This window comes from Micromonospora sp. CNZ309, from assembly GCF_002846525.1.
The window spans coordinates 4,026,575-4,044,238 of the sequence record NZ_PJNG01000001.1; the positions used below are offsets into that span (position 1 = coordinate 4,026,575).

18 protein-coding genes are annotated in these 17,664 nt (G+C 75.4%); 6 read left to right on the plus strand and 12 right to left on the minus strand.

The window, feature by feature from the left end:
• Positions 1-23 precede the first annotated feature (23 nt).
• The 3 genes from CLT72_RS16595 to CLT72_RS16600 are packed head-to-tail and all read right to left on the minus strand — an operon-like array spanning position 24 to position 2,715.
• Positions 24-848, minus strand: a complete 825-nt coding sequence (locus tag CLT72_RS16595) for a phosphoadenylyl-sulfate reductase (protein WP_199184585.1) — start codon at positions 846-848, stop codon at positions 24-26.
• Positions 845-1,003: an IS1 family transposase gene (locus tag CLT72_RS32320; RefSeq protein WP_121399684.1), complete on the minus strand. Its 159-nt coding sequence runs from the start codon at positions 1,001-1,003 to the stop codon at positions 845-847. Before CLT72_RS32320 ends, CLT72_RS16595 begins: the two co-directional genes overlap by 4 nt.
• Positions 1,000-2,715, minus strand: coding sequence for a nitrite/sulfite reductase (locus tag CLT72_RS16600; RefSeq protein ID WP_101412619.1), 1,716 nt, complete (start codon positions 2,713-2,715; stop codon positions 1,000-1,002). Before CLT72_RS16600 ends, CLT72_RS32320 begins: the two co-directional genes overlap by 4 nt.
• A 612-nt stretch (positions 2,716-3,327) precedes the next feature.
• Between CLT72_RS16600 and CLT72_RS16605 the strand changes: the two genes are divergently transcribed.
• On the plus strand, positions 3,328-4,734 hold the full coding sequence (locus tag CLT72_RS16605; protein WP_486484381.1) for a glycosyltransferase family 39 protein: 1,407 nt from the start codon (positions 3,328-3,330) through the stop codon (positions 4,732-4,734).
• Positions 4,735-4,816: 82 nt separating this feature from the next.
• Here the strand turns inward: CLT72_RS16605 and CLT72_RS16610 are convergent, their stop codons facing one another.
• The gene (locus tag CLT72_RS16610; protein WP_101412621.1) at positions 4,817-6,463 is read right to left on the minus strand and encodes a histidine kinase N-terminal domain-containing protein; all 1,647 of its coding nucleotides are present in this window, start codon (positions 6,461-6,463) and stop codon (positions 4,817-4,819) included.
• Between the two features lie 25 nt (positions 6,464-6,488).
• On the minus strand, positions 6,489-7,520 hold the full coding sequence (locus CLT72_RS16615; RefSeq protein WP_101412622.1) for an SIS domain-containing protein: 1,032 nt from the start codon (positions 7,518-7,520) through the stop codon (positions 6,489-6,491).
• A 187-nt stretch (positions 7,521-7,707) separates the two neighbouring features.
• On the opposite strand from CLT72_RS16615, the gene CLT72_RS16620 reads away from it, so the two are divergent.
• Complete coding sequence (locus CLT72_RS16620; protein WP_101412623.1) at positions 7,708-9,522, plus strand: tetratricopeptide repeat protein; 1,815 nt, start codon at positions 7,708-7,710, stop codon at positions 9,520-9,522.
• Positions 9,523-9,540: 18 nt separating this feature from the next.
• Here the strand turns inward: CLT72_RS16620 and CLT72_RS16625 are convergent, their stop codons facing one another.
• Positions 9,541-10,050, minus strand: a complete 510-nt coding sequence (locus CLT72_RS16625) for a GNAT family N-acetyltransferase (protein WP_101412624.1) — start codon at positions 10,048-10,050, stop codon at positions 9,541-9,543.
• Positions 10,047-10,268, minus strand: coding sequence for a biotin/lipoyl-binding carrier protein (locus CLT72_RS16630; protein ID WP_172896635.1), 222 nt, complete (start codon positions 10,266-10,268; stop codon positions 10,047-10,049). Before CLT72_RS16630 ends, CLT72_RS16625 begins: the two co-directional genes overlap by 4 nt.
• A 305-nt stretch (positions 10,269-10,573) precedes the next feature.
• Here CLT72_RS16630 and CLT72_RS32855 point away from each other — a divergent pair, with 305 nt between their 5' ends.
• On the plus strand, positions 10,574-10,648 hold the full coding sequence (locus CLT72_RS32855) for a 50S ribosomal protein bL37 (protein ID WP_369700219.1): 75 nt from the start codon (positions 10,574-10,576) through the stop codon (positions 10,646-10,648).
• 136 nt (positions 10,649-10,784) lie between these two features.
• Here CLT72_RS32855 and rsrA read toward each other — a convergent pair whose 3' ends face one another.
• The 5 genes from rsrA to CLT72_RS16655 form a co-directional block, all read right to left on the minus strand.
• A complete protein-coding gene (gene rsrA / locus CLT72_RS16635; RefSeq protein ID WP_088998571.1) occupies positions 10,785-11,072 on the minus strand; it encodes a mycothiol system anti-sigma-R factor in 288 nt (95 codons plus the stop codon).
• A 1-nt stretch (position 11,073) separates the two neighbouring features.
• A complete protein-coding gene (locus tag CLT72_RS16640) occupies positions 11,074-11,913 on the minus strand; it encodes a sigma-70 family RNA polymerase sigma factor (protein WP_101412625.1) in 840 nt (279 codons plus the stop codon).
• A gap of 235 nt (positions 11,914-12,148) precedes the next feature.
• Positions 12,149-12,763, minus strand: coding sequence for an alpha/beta family hydrolase (locus CLT72_RS16645; protein ID WP_101412626.1), 615 nt, complete (start codon positions 12,761-12,763; stop codon positions 12,149-12,151).
• Between the two features lie 83 nt (positions 12,764-12,846).
• Positions 12,847-13,239 carry a WhiB family transcriptional regulator gene (locus tag CLT72_RS16650; protein WP_088998568.1) on the minus strand — a complete coding sequence of 131 codons (393 nt, stop codon included), beginning with the start codon at positions 13,237-13,239 and terminating at the stop codon, positions 12,847-12,849.
• Positions 13,240-13,434: 195 nt separating this feature from the next.
• Entirely contained in the window at positions 13,435-14,145 is a 711-nt protein-coding gene (locus CLT72_RS16655; protein WP_101412627.1) for an SOS response-associated peptidase, read from the minus strand.
• A gap of 102 nt (positions 14,146-14,247) precedes the next feature.
• Here CLT72_RS16655 and aroA point away from each other — a divergent pair, with 102 nt between their 5' ends.
• From aroA to hisN, 3 genes are all read left to right on the plus strand, one after another.
• Positions 14,248-15,549: a 3-phosphoshikimate 1-carboxyvinyltransferase gene (gene aroA / locus CLT72_RS16660; RefSeq protein WP_101412628.1), complete on the plus strand. Its 1,302-nt coding sequence runs from the start codon at positions 14,248-14,250 to the stop codon at positions 15,547-15,549.
• Entirely contained in the window at positions 15,519-16,658 is a 1,140-nt protein-coding gene (rsgA, locus tag CLT72_RS16665) for a ribosome small subunit-dependent GTPase A (protein ID WP_199184586.1), read from the plus strand. Before aroA ends, rsgA begins: the two co-directional genes overlap by 31 nt.
• Positions 16,659-16,802: 144 nt before the next feature.
• On the plus strand, positions 16,803-17,621 hold the full coding sequence (gene hisN, locus CLT72_RS16670; protein ID WP_101412629.1) for a histidinol-phosphatase: 819 nt from the start codon (positions 16,803-16,805) through the stop codon (positions 17,619-17,621).
• Positions 17,622-17,664 lie beyond the last annotated feature (43 nt).

Genomic DNA, 17,664 nt, shown 5'->3' on the forward strand with positions numbered 1-17,664 from the left:
GGGAGGGACCGGGGTGGGCCCGGTCAGACGTGCAGTCCGCACTCGGTCTTCTCGAACATGGCCCAGCGGCCCGCCCGGGGGTCCTCCCCCGCCTTCGTACGGCGGGTGCAGGGCCAGCAGCCGATCGAGCCGTAGCCCTGCCGGAACAGCTCGTTGACCGGCACGTTCCAGCGGGCGACGTAGGCGTCCACGTCGGCCTGCCGCCACGCCGCGATCGGGTTTACCTTGACCTTGCCCCGGCGGGCGTCGAAGGTCACCACCGGCGTGTTCGCCCTGGTCGGCGACTCGTCCCGGCGCAGCCCGGCGGCCCAGGCGTCGTAGCCGGCGAGCGCCCGCTCCAGCGGCTCCACCTTGCGCAGCTGGCAGCAGTCGTCCGGCGCCTTGTTGAACAGGCGCGGGCCGTACTGGCCGTCCTGCTGGCCCACGGTCAGCCTCGGCCGGATCGAGCGCACGTTCACCGGCAGCGTCCGGGCCACCTCGTCGCGGACCCGGAGCGTCTCCGGGAAGTGCAGGCCGGTGTCGAGGAATACCACGTCCACGCCCGGGGCGACCCGGGAGACCAGGTGCGCCAGGACCGCGTCGGCCATGGAGCTGGTGACGCAGAACCGGTCACCGAACGTCTCGGCCGCCCAGCGGGCGATCTCCAGCGCGGGGGCGCCCTCCAGCTCCCGGCCGGCCGCCTCGGCCAACGCACGCAGCTCGTCCGGGCCACGCCGGGCCGGGTCGGCCGGGCCGGATCGGGCCGGGTCGGATCGGGCCGGGTCGGCCGGCGTGGGAGCACCGGGGCCCACCAGGTTCAGGCCCGTCGCGGAGACGAGACCGGGCCGCTCGCCCGGCCGCGCGCTCACCGGGCCACCGCCCTGCCGAGCAGGCCGGTGAACTTCACCGTGAACACCCGGGCGCACGCGTGGCACTCCCAGGCGCCGTGACCGGCCTCGCTCGGCCGCAGGTCCTCCTCGCCGCAGTACGGGCAGTACAGCGGCGCGGAACGGGTCTCGCTCATCGGAGTTCCTCCTCGTCGACCCTGATCACCCAGTTGGCGAACGTCTCGCCCGCCTCCCGGCCGGCCAGGTAACGCCGGGCCAGCCGCTCCACGTACGCCGGAAGCTCCTCGGCGGTGGTCTTCAGACCGCGCAGCTTGCGGCCGAACCCGGCCGTCTGCCCCTCGGCCATGCCGAGCCCGCCGCCGAGGTGCACCTGGAAGCCCTCCACCTGCCGGCCGTCCGGCCCGACCACGAGCTGGCCCTTGAGTCCGATGTCGGCGACCTGCGTGCGGGCGCAGGCGTTGGGGCAGCCGTTGAGGTGGATGGAGATGTCGGCGTCGAAGTCGCGCAGCCGCTCCTCCAGCCGGGCCACCAGCTCCTCGCCGCGCGCCTTGGTCTCGACGATGGCCAGCTTGCAGTACTCGATGCCCGTGCAGGCCATGGTGCCGCGCCGCCAGGCCGACGGCCGCGCCTCCAGACCGATGCCGCGCAGCTCGCGCACCAGCGAGTCGGTCCGCTCCGGCGCCACGTCCAGCACCAGCAGCTTCTGGTACGGGGTGAGCCGCACCCGCCCGCTGCCGTGCGCCTCGACGACGTCGGCCAGGCGGGCGAGCTGCCCGCCGGAGACCCGGCCCACCACCGGTGCGGCGCCCACCCAGTGGCGGCCGTCGCGCTGCGGGTGCACCCCGATGTGGTCCACCGGCCGGTCGGGCAGCTGCGGGGCCGGGCCGTCGAGCAGGGCGCGGCCCAGGTACTCCTTCTCCAGCACCTCGCGGAACTTCTCCACACCCCAGTCGGCGACCAGGAACTTCAGCCGGGCACGGTTGCGCAGCCGGCGGTAGCCGTAGTCGCGGAAGATGCCGACCACGCCCGCCCAGACATCCGGCACCTCGTCGAGCGGCACCCAGACGCCGAGCCGCTGCGCCAGCATGGGGTTCGTGGACAGGCCACCGCCGACCCACACGTCGAAGCCCGGCCCGTGGTCCGGGTGGTCCACCCCCAGGAAGGAGATGTCGTTCGCCTCGTACGGGGTGTCGACCAGCCAGGAGATGGAGGTCTTGAACTTGCGCGGCAGGTTGGAGTACGCCTTGTCGCCCACGTACCGGCGGACGATCTCGTCGACGGCCGGCGTCGGGTCGACCAGCTCGTCGCGGGCCACCCCGGCGACCGGGCTGCCCAGCACGACCCGGGGGCAGTCGCCGCACGCCTCGGTGGTCTGGAGGCCGACGGACTCCAGCCGGCGCCAGATCTCCGGCATGTCCTCGACGCGGATCCAGTGGTACTGGATGTTCTGCCGGTCGGTGATGTCGGCCGTGTCCCGGGCGAACTCGCGGGAGATGTCCGCGACCACCCGCAACTGCGCCAGGTTGAGCTCGCCCCCGTCGACCCGCACGCGGAGCATGAAGAACTCGTCCTCCAGCTCGTGCGGCTCCAGCACGGCGGTACGGCCACCGTCGATGCCCGCCTTGCGCTGGGTGTAGAGGCCCCACCAGCGGAACCGGCCGCGCAGGTCCTGCGGGTCGATCGAGGCGAACCCGTGGTGGGCGTAGATGTTCTCGATCCGCGCCCGTACGTTCAGCGGGTCGTCGTCCTTCTTGATCCGCTCGTTGGGGTTGAGCGGCTCGCGGTGACCGAGCGCCCACTGACCTTCCCCCCGGGGCCGGCGGGGGGTCCGGGCCGGTCGGGGAGACGTCGGGTCCCCGGCCCGGGCCGGAATGCTGCTGACCGCCATGGCGGCGTCCTCCGTTGTCTGCGGTGCCTCTGGGACACGCAAGGCGCGCGGCCGACCCGTCGGAACGGGCTGGCGACAACGGTGTCGGGACAGCCGGCGCGAGGCGCGCCCGAGACAGATTGGTCGGGCGTCGTCAGTGGGCCGGACAGATCGCGCTGCGCACGCGGCCGTAGTCGACGTGGCGGCGGGCCACGAGACGGCGGACGACAGCGGCGGTCATGAAAGTCATGCTGCCACACCCGGTGGGGGCCGGCCAACGAACGCGTGCGGGATCCCACATCACGGGCCAGCCCGGAAGCGTCACCGTCGCCGCCGCAGGCGGTCGCCGCGTGGGGGCGCTGTCACCCGGGACGCTGATACCTCTGCGGCATAAATATACCTGTGTGGTATCGAGACCAGCGAACTACACCGCCGGCCGCCGAGGTCGGGCGCAGCCGGTCACGGTTCATGAACCAGACCGCCGTCCCGGCTTCTCCGGCCACGCGTGCCCGATCGCCGGATCGGCGCACGGGAGGTCCGGATTGTGTGACGCTGCGGTACGTGACCGGTTCCGCTGACCCGCCCGGCGAGCGCGTCCCGACGGTGCGCGAGGCGGCGGGCGGGCCGGATCGGGTGGGCCGGCTGGTCTGGATCGCACCGAGCCTGGTCACGCTGGCCGTCGTACTGACCGGGATCGACCACGCGCAGCCGTGGCGCGACGAGTTGGCCACCTGGAGCGCGGCGACCCGCTCGCCCGCCGAACTCGTCCGGCTCGCCGGCACCATCGACGCCGCCACCAGCCCCTACTACCTGTTCATGCACGCCTGGGTGGCCCTCTTCGGCGACTCGGTGACCGCGCTGCGGCTGCCCGCCGCACTGGCCATGGCCGCCACGGCCGGGCTGACGGCGGTCCTCGGGCAGCGACTGGTCGGCACCCGGGCCGGGCTGCTCGCCGGGCTGCTCCTCGCGGTGCTCCCGGGCACCTCGCGGTACGGCCAGGAGGCCCGCCCGTACGCGCTGGCCACCCTCCTGGCCGTGCTGGCCACCCTGCTGCTGGTCGAGGCGACGGCCCGGCCGGGGTGGACGCGCTGGGCCGGGTACGCCGCCGCCGTGGCCGCGCTCGGACTCACCCACCTGGTGGCGCTCACGCTGCTCGCCGCGCACGCGGTGGCGGTGCTCGCCACCCGCCGTACGGGGCCACCGAACCGCCCGCTGCGCTGGGTCCTCGCCCTGCTGCCGACCGTACTGCTGGTGGCGCCGCTGGTGCTGCTCGCCAGGGCACAGCGGGCCCGGCAACTCGGCTGGGTGGACACCGCCCGGCCCGACGACCTCGCCGCGCTCGCGGGCGGGGTGACGCAGAGCGGCGTGGTGGGCGGGGCGCTGGTGGGCCTCGCGGCGTTGGGCGCGGCCACGCTCGGCCGGCGCGCGCTGCTGCCCGGGCTCGCCGTGCTGCTGCCCGTGCTGCTGCTCTTCGCCGCCGGGCTGGCCGTACCGCTCTGGGTGCCCCGCTACCTCGTCTTCGTGGTGCCCTTCGGCTGCCTGCTCGCCGGGGCGGCGCTGGCTGCGGTGCCGCTGCCGCCCGCGCTGGCCGTCGTCGCCCTGACCGGGCTGCTCGGGCTGCCCGACCAGGCGGCGCTGCGGCGTACGCACGAGTGGCCGCGCAGCGCGACGGTGGACTACCGGGGCGCGGCCCGGATCGTCGCCGACGGTCAACGGCCGGGCGACGCGGTCGTCTTCTCCCCCCGCCGGAGCTGGTTCTTCCTCGACCTGGGTCTGGCGTACCACCTCGGCGACCGGCGGCCCCGCGACGTGCTGGTCACCGAGGACCAGGCCCGCCAGGGCGACCTGTGGGCCGCCGAGTGCGCCCGCCCGGCCGAGTGCCTGGTTGGCACGCAACGGGTCTGGCTGGTGGTGACCGGCCGCCGCGACGACCCGCTGGCCGCCGTCGCGGGCGCCAAGGGCGACGCGCTGCGCGCCGGGTTCACCGTCGAACGGGTCTGGCCCCGCCCGGGCGTGACCGTCGCCCTCCTGACCCGCTGACCCGCCGAGCGCAAGGGCGGCGACCGTCCCCCGTCGCCGGCTCGGCTGGGCGGGCTCGATCGTTCGGCGGCGGGCCGGGTGGTCAGCCGGCGGAGCGGCTCTCGTTGCGGGCCAGCGGGACGACGAGCGTCGCCTCGGTGCCGCCCTTCGCGCCGTCGCGCAGCTCGATGGTGCCGCGCAGCTCGCCGGTGACCAGCGCCCGGACGATCTGCAACCCGAGGTTGCCGCCCCGCTCGGCGTCGAAGTCGGGCGGCAGCCCGCGCCCGTTGTCGGTGACCGAGACGTGCAGCATCTTGCGGAACCGGTGCGCCGACACCACGACCTCCGGCGCGGCCGGACCGGCCCCCTCCGATCCCTCCGCGCCGGCCGCCGGTCCCGCCAGGCCGGCCCCCTCCGGTCCCTCCGCGCCGGCCGCCGCCGGTTCCGCCGGGGCAAAGCCTCCGGGGCCCGCCTGGTCGGTGGGCTCGGCGGGCGGTGGGAAGCCGTGCTCGACGGCGTTGAGCAGCAGCTCGTTGAGCACCATCACCAGCGACGTGGCGACCTCGGCGGGCAGCACGCCGAAGCTGCCCTCGCGCCGCATGCCCACCGTCGCCTCGGTCGCGGCCACCTCCGTCGCGGCGCTGGCCACCCGGTCCACGATGCCGTCGAACTCGACCGCCTCGTCGCTGGACATGGAGAGGGTCTCGTGCACCAGCGCGATGGAGGCGACCCGGCGTACCGACTCCTCCAGGGCGATCCGGGCCTCCGGCATGGAGACCCGGCGGGCCTGGAGCCGCAGCAGGGCGGCGACGGTCTGCAGGTTGTTCTTCACCCGGTGGTGGATCTCCCGGATGGTGGCGTCCTTGGTGATCAGGGCGCGGTCGCGGCGGCGTACCTCGGTGATGTCGCGGACCAGCACCAGCGCGCCGATCGGCACCCCGGCGGGCATCAGCGGCAGTGCCCGGGTGAGCATGGTCGCGCCGCGCGCGTCGATCTCCCGGCGGGGCGGCGCCTCGCCGCGCAGCGCGGCGAGGATCCCGTTCGCCGCGTCCGTGCCCTCCAGCGGGTCGCTCGCCAGCCGACGGTGCAGCGCCGCCAGGTCCTCGCCCACCAGGTGGGAGGCGTAGCCCAGCCGCCGGTACGCCGACTGCGCGTTCGGGCTGGCGTAGGTGACCTTGCCGCCGGCGTCGAGCCGGACCAGCCCGTCGCCGACGCGCGGGGCCGAGGTGGTCTCCCCCGGATGCCGCGGCGGTGGGAAGGTGCCGTCGGCGATCATCTGGGCCAGGTCGTCGGCCGTCGTGAGGTAGTTCAGCTCCAGCTGGCTGGGCGTACGCGCGGTGGAGAGGTTGGTGTCCCGCCCCACCACGGCGATCACCTCGCCGGCCTCGCCGTCGGTGGTGCGCAGCCGCACCGGGATCGCCTCGTGCCGGGCCGGAACGTCGCCGTACCAGACCGGGTCGCCCTCCCGCCAGATCCGGCCCTGCCGGTGGGCCACCTCCAGGTGCGCCACCTCGGGCCCGCCGACGATCCGCCCCACCTGGTCGTCCAGGTACGCGGTGGGTGCGGTCGTCGGCCGGACCTGGGCGACGCAGAGGAAGGCACCGTCACCGTCGACGGGCACCCAGAGCAGCAGGTCGGCGAAGGACAGATCGGACAGCAACTGCCAGTCGCCGGCGATCCGGTGCAGGTGGTCGATGTCGGCCGGACGGAGGCGGGTGTGCTCCTCGGCGAGGTCGCGCAGCGTGGACACGTCGACCAGCGTGCCACGGCGGGCGTCACATCGTCGCGGTGACCTTCTTCAGCCCACGCGGCGCGTCCGGGTCCTCGCCCCGGGCGAGCGCCAGCGCCAGCGCCAGGCGCTGCAACGGCAGGATGTCCAGCAGCGGCGCGTACCGCTCGTCGACCTCGGGGACGGCCATCCGGGTGGCGCCCTCGACGTCGGCGGAGCCGACCACCACCACGTCGGCGCGGCGCTCGCCGAGCCGGGGCAGCACCTCGCCCATCGACCGGCCACCCGGCCCGGAGCCGACCACCGCGAGCACCGGCACGTCCGGGTCGGTCATGGCGAGGGGGCCGTGCAGCAGGTCGGCGCCGGAGAACGCCAGCGCCGGCAGGTAGGAGGTCTCCATCAGCTTCAGCGCGGCCTCGCGGGCGGTCGGGTACGCGTACCCGCGACCGGTGGTGACGAGCTGGCCGGCGAACCGGTAGCGGGGCGCGAGCTGGGCCGGGGTGGGGTCCTCCAGGGTGCGGGCGGCCAGCTCGGGCAGGGCGGCGAGCGCCTCGCGTTCGTCGGCGGGCAGCGCCCCGTCGCCGGCCCGGACGCCCTCGACCAGCATCAGCAGGGCGAGCAGCTCGGCGGTGTAGGTCTTGGTGGCGGCCACCGCGCGCTCGTGCCCGGCGGCGATGTCGACGCTGAGCTCGGCGACGTCGGCCAGCCGGGAGTCGGGCGCGTTGGTGACCGCGAGGGTCAGCGCGCCGGAGGCGCGGGCGGTGCGCAGCACCTCGGCGAGGTCGGGCGAGCCGCCGCTCTGGCTGACGCCGACGACCAGCGCGTCGGAGAGGTCCGGCGTCGCGCCGTAGAGGGTGACGACGCTGGGCGAGGCGAGGCCGGCGGGCAGGCCGAGCCGGATCTCGGTCAGGTACGCCCCGTAGAGGGCGGCGTGGTCGGAGGTGCCGCGGGCGGTGAAGACCACGTGCCGGGGACGGCGTTGCGCGATGACCGCCGCCACCCGGGCGATCGCCCCGGCGTGCCCGGCGGAGAGCAACCGCTCGTAGCCCGCCGGCTGCTCGTCGATGTCGGCGGCCATGCCAGCCCCTGCACGCGTCACGGAAACTCCTCCCACTGCGCGGTTGCCGCGCGTTTCCTGCTCAGTCTTGCACGTTTGAGCTGGACAGAGCAATCGAACGAGCAGTACTGCGCAGATGATCACCATCTCACCGCAACATCACCTAGGCTTGCCCGGCCCACCGGAGCCCGACGAGCGAGAGGACCACGTGCCCGAGGACGACCGGTCGCTGCCCGCGGCGGAGGAACTTGCCCTGGCCCGCCTCGCCATGGACGACGGCGATCTGAGACACGCCGCCGGTCACGTCGCCGCCGCGCTGGCCCAGGCCCCGACCCTGCCCGAGGTGCACGAGACCCTCGCCCGGCTCGCCGCCGCCGACGGCACGGGCGGCGTCGACCTCTTCCCGCTCCAGGGCCACGCCTTCGTCGGTGCCGTGGTGGCCCGCGCCCACCTGCTCGCCGCCGCCGGCCGGCCCGCGGAAGGGCTCGACCTGCTGGTCGCGGCGACCGGCCACGCACCGGGGACGGGCTGGGCCGCGGTGCCGTGGGTGACCACCCCGCAACTCGCCGAGCGCCTCGAACCGGACCGGACCGCCCGGATCCTGATGCAGGTCTGCGCCGCCGTGTCCGACCCCGTGCCCAGGGCCGACCGGGCCGCCCTGACCCCGTACCTGGCGCTGGCCCGCAACGCGGTCACCGTCCACCCCGAGCACGGCCTGCTGCTGGGCGCGGCGTCCGCGCTGGCCAGGCGGGTCGGCGAGGTCGACCTGGCGATCCGCTGGGCCGCCCGGGGCGTACGCGCGGAGCCGTCGAAGATCGGCGAGGTGTGGCTCGGGTACGCGTACCGCAGCGCCGGGCGCACCCGCGAGGCGCTGGCCGCGCTCGGTCGGGCCGTCGCGCACGACCCCGACGACCTGACCGTCTACGCCGACATCGCCGGCACCCTCGCCGACAACGGGCGGCTCGACGAGGCGCTGGAGTGGATCGAGCGGGCGCTGGCCCGGGACCCCTCCTTCGAGTGCGCCGTGCACACGGCGCACCGGCTGCGGCACCAGCGTGACGGCGACGTGGCACACCTGGTCGCGCTCGCCGACTTCGTCCGGGAGCATCCCGACGACACCCACGAGCACGGCGACCTGGCGGAGAGCTGCCGGGGGCGGCCCTGGCTCGGGCAGGTCACCCCGGCGACCGGGCCGGTGGTGGAGGCGCTGCGCCTGGCCGTCACCGACGAGCGGGCCGGCCTCGGCACCGTACGGCTGGACTCGCCCGCGCCGCCCAGCGCGCTGCGTACGGCCGCGACGGCCGCGCCCGGGCTGCGGATCGAGGTCACCGGCGTGCCGGAACCCGACCCGCGCGAGCCCCGGCGGACGGGCGCCCGGCAGCTCTGGCGGCACGACGGCGCGACGGTCGTGCCCGCCGTGCCGGCGCCCTCGGCGGAGGCGGCCGCGCGGCTGCGGCAGCTCGCCCACCCGGCGTGGCCGCACCCGCCGGCCGCGTACGACACGGCGGTGGGCCTGGCCACCCTGGAACTGGACGACCTGCTCGGCCTGCTGGCGCACCCGCCGGAGGCGCCGCCGACCGCGCTGGGCCGGGTACTCGGGCAGGACCCCTCGCTCTGGGTGCGCTGCGTGCAGGTGTGGGCGTGCCTGGGCCTGCTGCACCACCGCACCGACGAGCCGTGGGCGGAGTCGACCCGGCGCCAGGTGCTGCTGGACCTGGTCTGGGGCGTCGAGGACTGGGTCACCGAGGCGGCCCTGTTCGCCCTGGTCACCGCCGCCTGGGTCGATCCGGCCGTACGCCCCGAGGTGGCCCGGGTGGTGACCGAGCGGCTGGCCGACGCCGCAGCGGTCGCCCGGACCCGCCCGGTGCCCATCGCGCCGTCCCTCGCCCACCTGTCCCTGGCCAGCCCGGCCCTGGACCCGCAGACGGCGGCCCTGGCCGCCACGCTGACGGCCACCCGCCCGGTCCCCCGACCGCGTTCCTCCCGCCTGGGCCGCCTCTGGCGGCTCCTCAGGCGCCGCTGAGCCGTCGCCGGCGGTGCCTCAGGAGCCGCCGAGTTCCAGCCGGAGGCCGAGCAGTCGCACCCCGTCCAGGGGCTCCCAGTCCAGCTCCGGCGTCCGCACGAAACCGCGACGCTCGTAGAGCCGCTGGGCGGAGGCGGCGAAGCCGCTGCGTACGCAGATCACCACGGCGGAACAGCCCAGCTCGGCCGCCCGCGACACGCAGGCCTCGACCAGCGCCGCGCCGACGCCCCGCCCCTGCGCGGCCGGGTCGACCGCCAGCATCCGGAACTCCGCCTCGCCCGCCCGGGACAGCTCGGCGTAGCGGGTGCCGGGCAGGACGAAGGTCACCGACCCGAGCGGCGCGCCGGTGGCGTCGTCGACGGCGACCAGCACCTCGCCGTCGACGGCCCGGGCCGCCACGTCGGCGAGCACGGCGGCGTAGCCGTGTTCGCCCTTGAGCTGGCCGTCCGCCTCGTACGCGGCGACCGTCAGCCGGGCCACCGCCGGGAAGTCGTCCGGCCCGGCCCGGCGCACCGAGAGGCCGGTCAATCGATCACCGCGATCAGGTCACCGTCCTGCACGACGTCGCCCTCGTTGACCGCGAGCTGCTTGACGACACCGTCGGACTCGGCGACGACCGGGATCTCCATCTTCATCGACTCCAGGATCACCAGCGTGTCCCCCTCGGACACGGTGTCCCCGGCCGACGCGACGACCTTCCAGACGTTCGCCACCATCTCGGCGCGGATCTCCTCGGCCATGTCCAGGGCCCTCCCTCTCGCGGTTGCCTGCCGACGTATCCAATCATGCGGGCGGCCTCCGGCGGGCGTGGAGCGGCCCGGGCGGATGGTTGATCGACTCCGGGGCCGGACCGCCCGGGCGTCCCGGCCGGTGGGCGGCACGGCCTGCGGCGTGTCGTGCGGCGCGGCGTACGGTCGGCGGCCCCGGCGGACGACGGCGGGTGCCGGCCGCACTAGCATCAGCGGGTCGGACCCCGGCGCCGGGAGGACCGGTGCGTGCACCGGCGCCGAGCTCGTGCGCAGGGGGATCCGACCATCACGAGGAGGTCACCATGGCGAAGAAGGCCCGTAAGAAGAAGGCCCGTAAGAAGAGCGGCGCGAACCACGGCAAGCGCCCCAACTCCTGACCGGCGGCCGGGCCCCACGGCCCGGCACGACCAGTCAGCGCGAACGCCGGTGGCCCGGGTCGTCCCGACCCGGGCCACCGCTGTCGCCGTCCACGTGGCGGCCGACCCCCGTCGGCCGCCGTTCACCGGCCCGGTCTCAGTCGGCCAGTTCCTTCGACTCCGTGCTCTCGAAGACCACCAGCTCGGTCAGGCGCAGCCGCAGCCGCTCACGCAGCTTGTCGGGCGCGGTCTCGTTGCCGCAGCAGCGGGCGACGAGCGCCCGCACCTCCTGCTCGATGCCGTACTCGCGCAGGCACGGCCCGCACTCGTCGAGGTGGTGGCGGATCAGCGCGCGCCGTTCCTCGGCGCACTCCAGATCCAGGTAGAGGTAGACCTCCGCGAGGACCTCTCGGCAGTCCGTCTCGTGCGGATCCCCACAGCTCATGTCAGACCTCCCGGCCGGCGGAAGCGGTCGAGCCCTTCTTCGACGCCGCGGCGGTGAAGCCCCGCTCGGCGGCGTACTGCTCGAGCAGCTTGCGCAGATTACGACGGCCGCGGTGCAGCCGCGACATGACCGTGCCGATCGGCGTGCCCATGATGTCGGCGACCTCCTTGTAGGAGAAGCCTTCGACGTCGGTGAGGTAGACGGCCAGGCGGAACTCCTCCGGCAACTGCTGGAGGGCCTCCTTGACGTCGCTGTCCGGCAGCCGGTCCAGCGCCTCGGTCTCGGCCGAACGCAGGCCGCTGGAGGTGTGCGACTCGGCCTCGGCGAGCTGCCAGTCGGTGATCTCCTCGGTCGGCGCCTGGATGGGCTGGCGCTGCCGCTTGCGGTAGGAGTTGATGTAGGTGTTGGTCAGGATCCGGTAGAGCCAGGCCTTCAGGTTCGTGCCCTGCTCGAACTGGTGGAAGGCCGCGTACGCCTTCAGGTAGGTCTCCTGGACCAGGTCCTCGGCATCCGCCGGATTGCGGGTCATCCGCAGCCCGGCAGCGTAGAGCTGATCGACGAAGGGCATCGCGTCCCGCTCGAAGCGGGCCCTGCGCTCGTCCGTCTTCTCGGTGGTCAACCGCACATCCCCTCGCGTCGGATGCTGTCCCGCCGAGGATACGCGCCCGGACGTGCCCGCAGATTCACTTCCGGCGGGTGTGCTCGTGCTCACCGTGGTCGTGCGCACCGCCGCCGGGCCGACCGGCGGCACCACCGCGGGCCAGTCCGGGCCGCCCAGCAGCCGTCGGAGCTGCCGCGCTCCCCGCTCGTCCCGTTCCCGGGCCCGTGTCTCGGTCGGCACCGGTCTCCCCCCTCGCCAGAAATGTCGTCCGGGGGGTGCAACGCCCCCGACGGGGTGGGGCATTCCGCTGGCCTCCCCCGTTCCTGGTCCCGGCGCCGGCAGCGGGCCGACGCTGGGACCAGGAAGGGCCTGGGAGGACCGGCGCCGCCCGCCCGAACCGGGCGTCCGGCGCCATCCGATGCAACGACCCGCCGCCGCCACCGGACACGGCCCGCCACGGCGTCCGCCGCCCGGCTCAGCGTCGCGCCCAGCCCTGCCCGCGCAGCCAGTCGCACACCGCCGCGGCCGTACCGGCCGGGTCGCCCCGCAGGTCGTGCCGCTCCCCCGGACGGGTCACCACGCGCACCCCCGGCCCCGGCTCCGGCACCCCGAACGGGTCGCGGTCGCCGTTGACCACGAGGGTGGGCAGGCCGGTCGCCAACTCCGCCGCCCTCGACCGCTCCGGGCGGCCGGGCGGATGCAGTGGGAACGCCAGCGCCACGATCCCGGCGACGCCCACCGCCGCCGCGGTGCGGCACGCCACCCGCGCGCCGCTGGAGCGTCCACCCACCAGCAGGGGTACGCCGGGGTGCCGCTGCCGCAGCACGGCGAGCACGGCCGTCCACGCCTCGTCGAGGTGGCCCGCCGGAGCCGGCGCGCGCCGGCCGGCGACGCGGTACGGCTGGGTAACCCGGGCCACCACCAGCCCGGCGTCGACCGCCGCGTCCCGGAGCGCACGCAGGTCCGGGGCGTCGACGTCACCGCCCGCGCCGTGGCCGAGCACCAGCAGGGCGCTCGGCGCACCCGCCGGCAGGTCGGTGTCGACCCGGGCGGGCCCGCGCGGGGTGGGGAGCTCGTCGTCCTGCGGCACCGGCCCATTCTGCGGTGTCGCAGGCACGACGGGCGGCCGGCCCGCCGAGATGGGGGGCCGGCCGCGACCGGTTCAGTCGCCGGTCAGCTCAGCGGCACCAGGGTGAGCAGCCGGTCCCGGACCGGTGGGCCCGCCTCGCCGGCGGCCTCCGGATCCGGTAGCACCTCGTCGCGCCAGGCGACCAGCATCGCCCGCCGCTCGCGTGGGGTGGTGCCGCCCCAGACGCCGTGCAGATCGCCCACGTCCAGCGCCCACGCCAGGCAGGAGCCCTGCACGTCACAGCTGCGGCACAACGCGACTGCCGCGTCGGCCGGTTCGTTCGGCGCCGGAAAGAACGTTTCCGGGTCGACGTTCTGGCATGTTCCCCTGGTGCGCCACGCCTCGTCCTGTCGCCGCTCCCGCAACGCCCGCAGCAGTCGCGGATCTCGTCGTGCGGCGGCCACCTCGTGCGGCCGGGGCATACGTGCCCGTGTCATCCACCCACCTCCCCCGTGGGACCGGCAAGATCGGTGCGCGTCGTCCGCCCCGTGCGAATCGACACCCACTACCGGCGCTGTGTTGTATCGCACTTCCGGACACCGGGACAAGACTTCACGGCGAATACGGGTGAACGCGGGGGCGACGTTTCGTCCGCAACTCTGGTAAATCACTCCCGACAATGTGTCGGACTGTCAGAAAAGCGTCATCTCCTGCGGCCCGGCGGCCCGCGCGAGCGGCACCCGCTCGGTCAACTGCGGCCCGTCGTTGCGCACGTCCCCCACCGCCGTGCCCACCGGGCGGATCTCCAGCGTCGCGAGCCAGGACGGCGGCGGGGGCGCGAGCAGGCCCTCCGGCTCGTCGGTCGACGCCAGCCAGGCCCCCCAGCGCTCCCGGGGCAGCAGCAGCGGCATCCGGTCGTGCACCTCGGCCAGCTCGCCCAGAGCGGCCGTGGTGAGGACGCTGAAGGTCAGCAGCGGGTCGGCGGAGCCCTCCCAGACCGACCAGATGCCGGCGAAGGCCAGCACCGAGCCGTCCGACGGGGTCATGTAGAAGGGCTGCTTGCGCCCGTCCGCCGAGCGGACCCACTCGTACCAGCCGTCGGCCGGGACGAGGCAGCGGCGGCGGGCGAAGGCCCCCGCGTACGCCCGGCTGGTGGCGACCGTCTCGGCACGGGCGTTGATCATGCGGGCGGCGCCGGACGGCGACCGGGACCAGGACGGGACCAGACCCCAACGGCCGACGGACAGCGCGCGGTGGCCCTCCGGGCTGACCCGCACCAACGGCACCCTGTCGGTGGGCGCGACGTTGTGGTCGGGGCCGACGCCGCCGCCGGTCTCGTCCTGGGACTCGAACAGCGCGCTCAGGTCGCCCGCGCTCCGGGTCGTCGCGTACCTCCCGCACATGTCGCACACGCTAACCCGCCGCGCGTCGTCCGGCTGTCCCGCTGACCGGGAGTAGCCGCGCCGGCCGGCCGCACCCGCCCCCGGACACGGCAGAATGGAGGCGTGGGGAACCTGATCGCGACCCGGCCGCCGCAGCCGTGGACAGCTCCGACCGCCTCCGACCCGGTCGCGGCGACGCTGCGCCTGCCCGGGTCCAAGTCGATGACCGCGCGCGCCCTGGTGCTGAGCGCCCTGGCCGGCGGTCCCTCGACCCTGGCCGGGCCGCTGCGCGCCCGGGACACCGAGCTGATGGCCGCCGGGCTGCGCGCCATGGGCGCGCACATGTCGATCAGCGACGACGAGCGCTGGCTGGTCCGCCCCCACCCGCTGGTCGGCCCCGCGCACGTCGACGTCGGCCTGGCCGGCACCGTGATGCGCTTCGTCCCACCCGTGGCGGGCCTCGCCGACGGGCGGATCACCCTCGACGGCGACCCGCAGGCCCGCACCCGGCCCCTCGGCCCGCTGATCGGGGCGCTGCGCTCCCTCGGCGTACGCGTGGACGCCCCCGCCACCGGCAGCCTGCCGCTGACCGTGCTGGGCGCCGGGCGGGTGGTCGGCGGCGAGGTGGTGATCGACGCCTCCGCGTCCAGCCAGCTCGTCTCCGGGCTGCTGCTGGCCGCGCCGCGCTTCGACCGGGGCGTGGTGGTCCGGCACGTGGGCCCGCCGGTGCCCTCCGCGCCGCACCTGCGGATGACCGTGCAGATGCTGCGGGCCGCGGGCGCGGCCGTCGACGACGGCACCCCCGACGTGTGGGTGGTCGAGCCCGGCCCGCTGACGGGGCGCGGCTGGCAGATCGAGCCCGACCTGTCGGGCGCCGTGCCGTTCTTCGCCGCCGCCCTGGTCACCGGCGGCGAGGTGACCCTCCAGGGCTGGCCGCGCAGCAGCGCCCAGCCCGTCGAGCAGCTCCGTTCGCTGCTCCAGCGGATGGGCGGCGAGGTGACCCTCTCCACCGGCGGGCTGACGGTCCGGGGCACCGGCGCCGTGCACGGCCTGACCGCCGACCTCTCCGACGTCAGCGAGCTGACCCCGGCGCTGACCGCGCTGGCCATGCTCGCCGACTCGCCGTCGGTGTTCACCGGCGTCGGCCACATCCGGGGCCACGAGACCGACCGGCTGACCGCGCTGGCGCGGGAGTTCACCGCCCTCGGCGCCGACATCACCGAGTCCCCCGACGGGCTGGAGATCCGGCCCCGGCCGCTGCACGGCGGGGTGTTCGAGACCTACCACGACCACCGGATGGCGCACGCCGCCGCCGTGGCCGGCCTGGCCGTTCCGGGCGTCGAGCTGAGCGACGTGGCGTGCACCTCGAAGACCATGCCGGAGTTTCCGGCACTATGGTCGGCGATGGTGACCGGCAAGAGCTGACACGACGGGGGGCGGTCCTGACGACCAGACGGCGGGAGTACGACGAGGACGACGTCCGGGTCCGGCCGGGCAGGTCGTCGCGCCCGCGTACCCGCACGCGCCCCCTGCACGCCGACGCGGTGGACGGCTTCGTGATCGCCGTCGACCGGGGCCGCTACACGTGCGTGCCGCCCGGCGCCGGGCCCGACGCACCCCTGGTCACCGCGATGCGGGCCCGGGAACTGGGGCGCAAGTCGGTGGTGGTCGGCGACCGCGTCGGCCTGGTCGGCGACACCTCCGGCGCGGCCGGGGCGCTGGCCCGCATCGTCCGGATCGCCGAGCGCACGTCGGTGCTGCGGCGCACCGCCGACGACGACGAGACCACCGCCGAGGGTCGGCTGGAACGGGTGGTCGTCGCCAACGCCGACCAACTGGTCATCGTCAGCGCGCTGGCCGACCCGCCGCCGCGCACCGGGTTCATCGACCGGTGCCTGGTGGCCGCGTACGACGCCGGCATCGAGCCGCTGCTCTGCCTCACCAAGGCCGACCTGGCCGGCCCCGAGACGGTGCTCGGCTACTACGCCGAGCTGGAGCTGCCGTACGTGCTGATCCGCCCGGACTCCGACCTCGACGCCCTGCGCGACTTGCTCGCCGGGCGGATCTCGGTCATGGTGGGGCACTCGGGGGTGGGCAAGTCGACGCTGGTCAACCGGCTCGTGCCGGACGCCGCCCGGGCGGTCGGCACGGTCAGCGCGATCGGCCGGGGCCGGCACACCTCCACGAGCGCGGTGGCGCTGCGCCTGCCCCGGCTGCCCGGCGACCCACCGCGCGGCGGGGACGCCGCCGGCTGGATCGTCGACACCCCGGGGGTACGCAGCTTCGGGCTCGCGCACGTCTCCGCCGACAGCCTGCTGCACGGCTTCCCCGACCTGGTCGAGGGGACGGTCGACTGTCCCGCCAACTGCCCGCACACGCCGGACGAGGTTGACTGCGGGCTGGACGCCTGGGTCGCCGCGGGCAAGGCCGATCCGCGCCGGCTGGCCTCGTACCGCCGGCTGCTGGCCTCCCGGTCGGGCGAGGGCGACGCGCGCGAACCCGACCAGCGGAATCCCGGCGTGCGCGAGGAGTGAGCTTGCGAGCCCCGCAGTCGCGCGCGGAAGGCGGGCACGGCTGCGTGCGCGAGGAGTGAGCTTGCGAGCCCCGCAGTCGCGCGCGGAAGGCGGGCACGGCTACCCGCGCGGGGTCCTGAGCTCATCGCCGCTACCGTTTGGGGCATGCCCCGGTACGCCGACGACATCGCCCTCGCCCACCTGCTCGCCGACGCCGCCGACGCCGTCTCCACGGCCCGGTTCCGCGCGCTCGACCTGCGGGTCGAGGCGAAGCCCGACCTGACGCCGGTCTCCGACGCGGACACCGCGGTCGAGCGGGAGATCCGGGCGCTGCTGGCCGCGCACCGGCCGGCCGACGGCCTGCTGGGCGAGGAGTACGGCGAGCAGCCCGCCAGCGGCCCGGACGGCCGGCGCTGGGTGGTCGACCCGATCGACGGCACGAAGAACTTCATCCGCGGCGTACCGGTGTGGGCCACCCTGATCGCGCTGCTGGAGGGCGACCGACCGGTCGCCGGGCTGGTCTCCGCGCCGGCGCTCGGCCGCCGCTGGTGGGGCGCGCTCAGCGAGGGGGCGTACGCGGGGCCCGACGCCGCGAGCGGCGTGCCGATCCGGGTCTCCGCGGTCCGCGACCTCGCCGACGCGAGCTTCTGCTACTCGTCGCTGACGGGGTGGGAGTCCGCCGGGCGGCTGGACGCGATGCTCCAGCTCATGCGGGACACCTGGCGCAGCCGGGCGTACGGCGACTTCTACGGCTACATGCTGCTGGCCGAGGGCGCGCTGGACGTGATGGTGGAGCCGGAGCTGTCGCTGTGGGACGTCGCCGCGCTGGTGCCGATCGTCACCGAGGCGGGCGGCACGTTCACCGATCTGGCCGGCCGGCCCGCCCCCTCCGGCGACGCCGGGACCGAGAGCAGCGCCGTGGCCAGCAACGGCGCGTTGCACGCCGACATCCTCGCCCGGCTGGGTCGGCCAACCGAGCACTGACCTCCGGCAGCCTCTATCCTCGCCAGGTGGTCTCCTCCGGTTG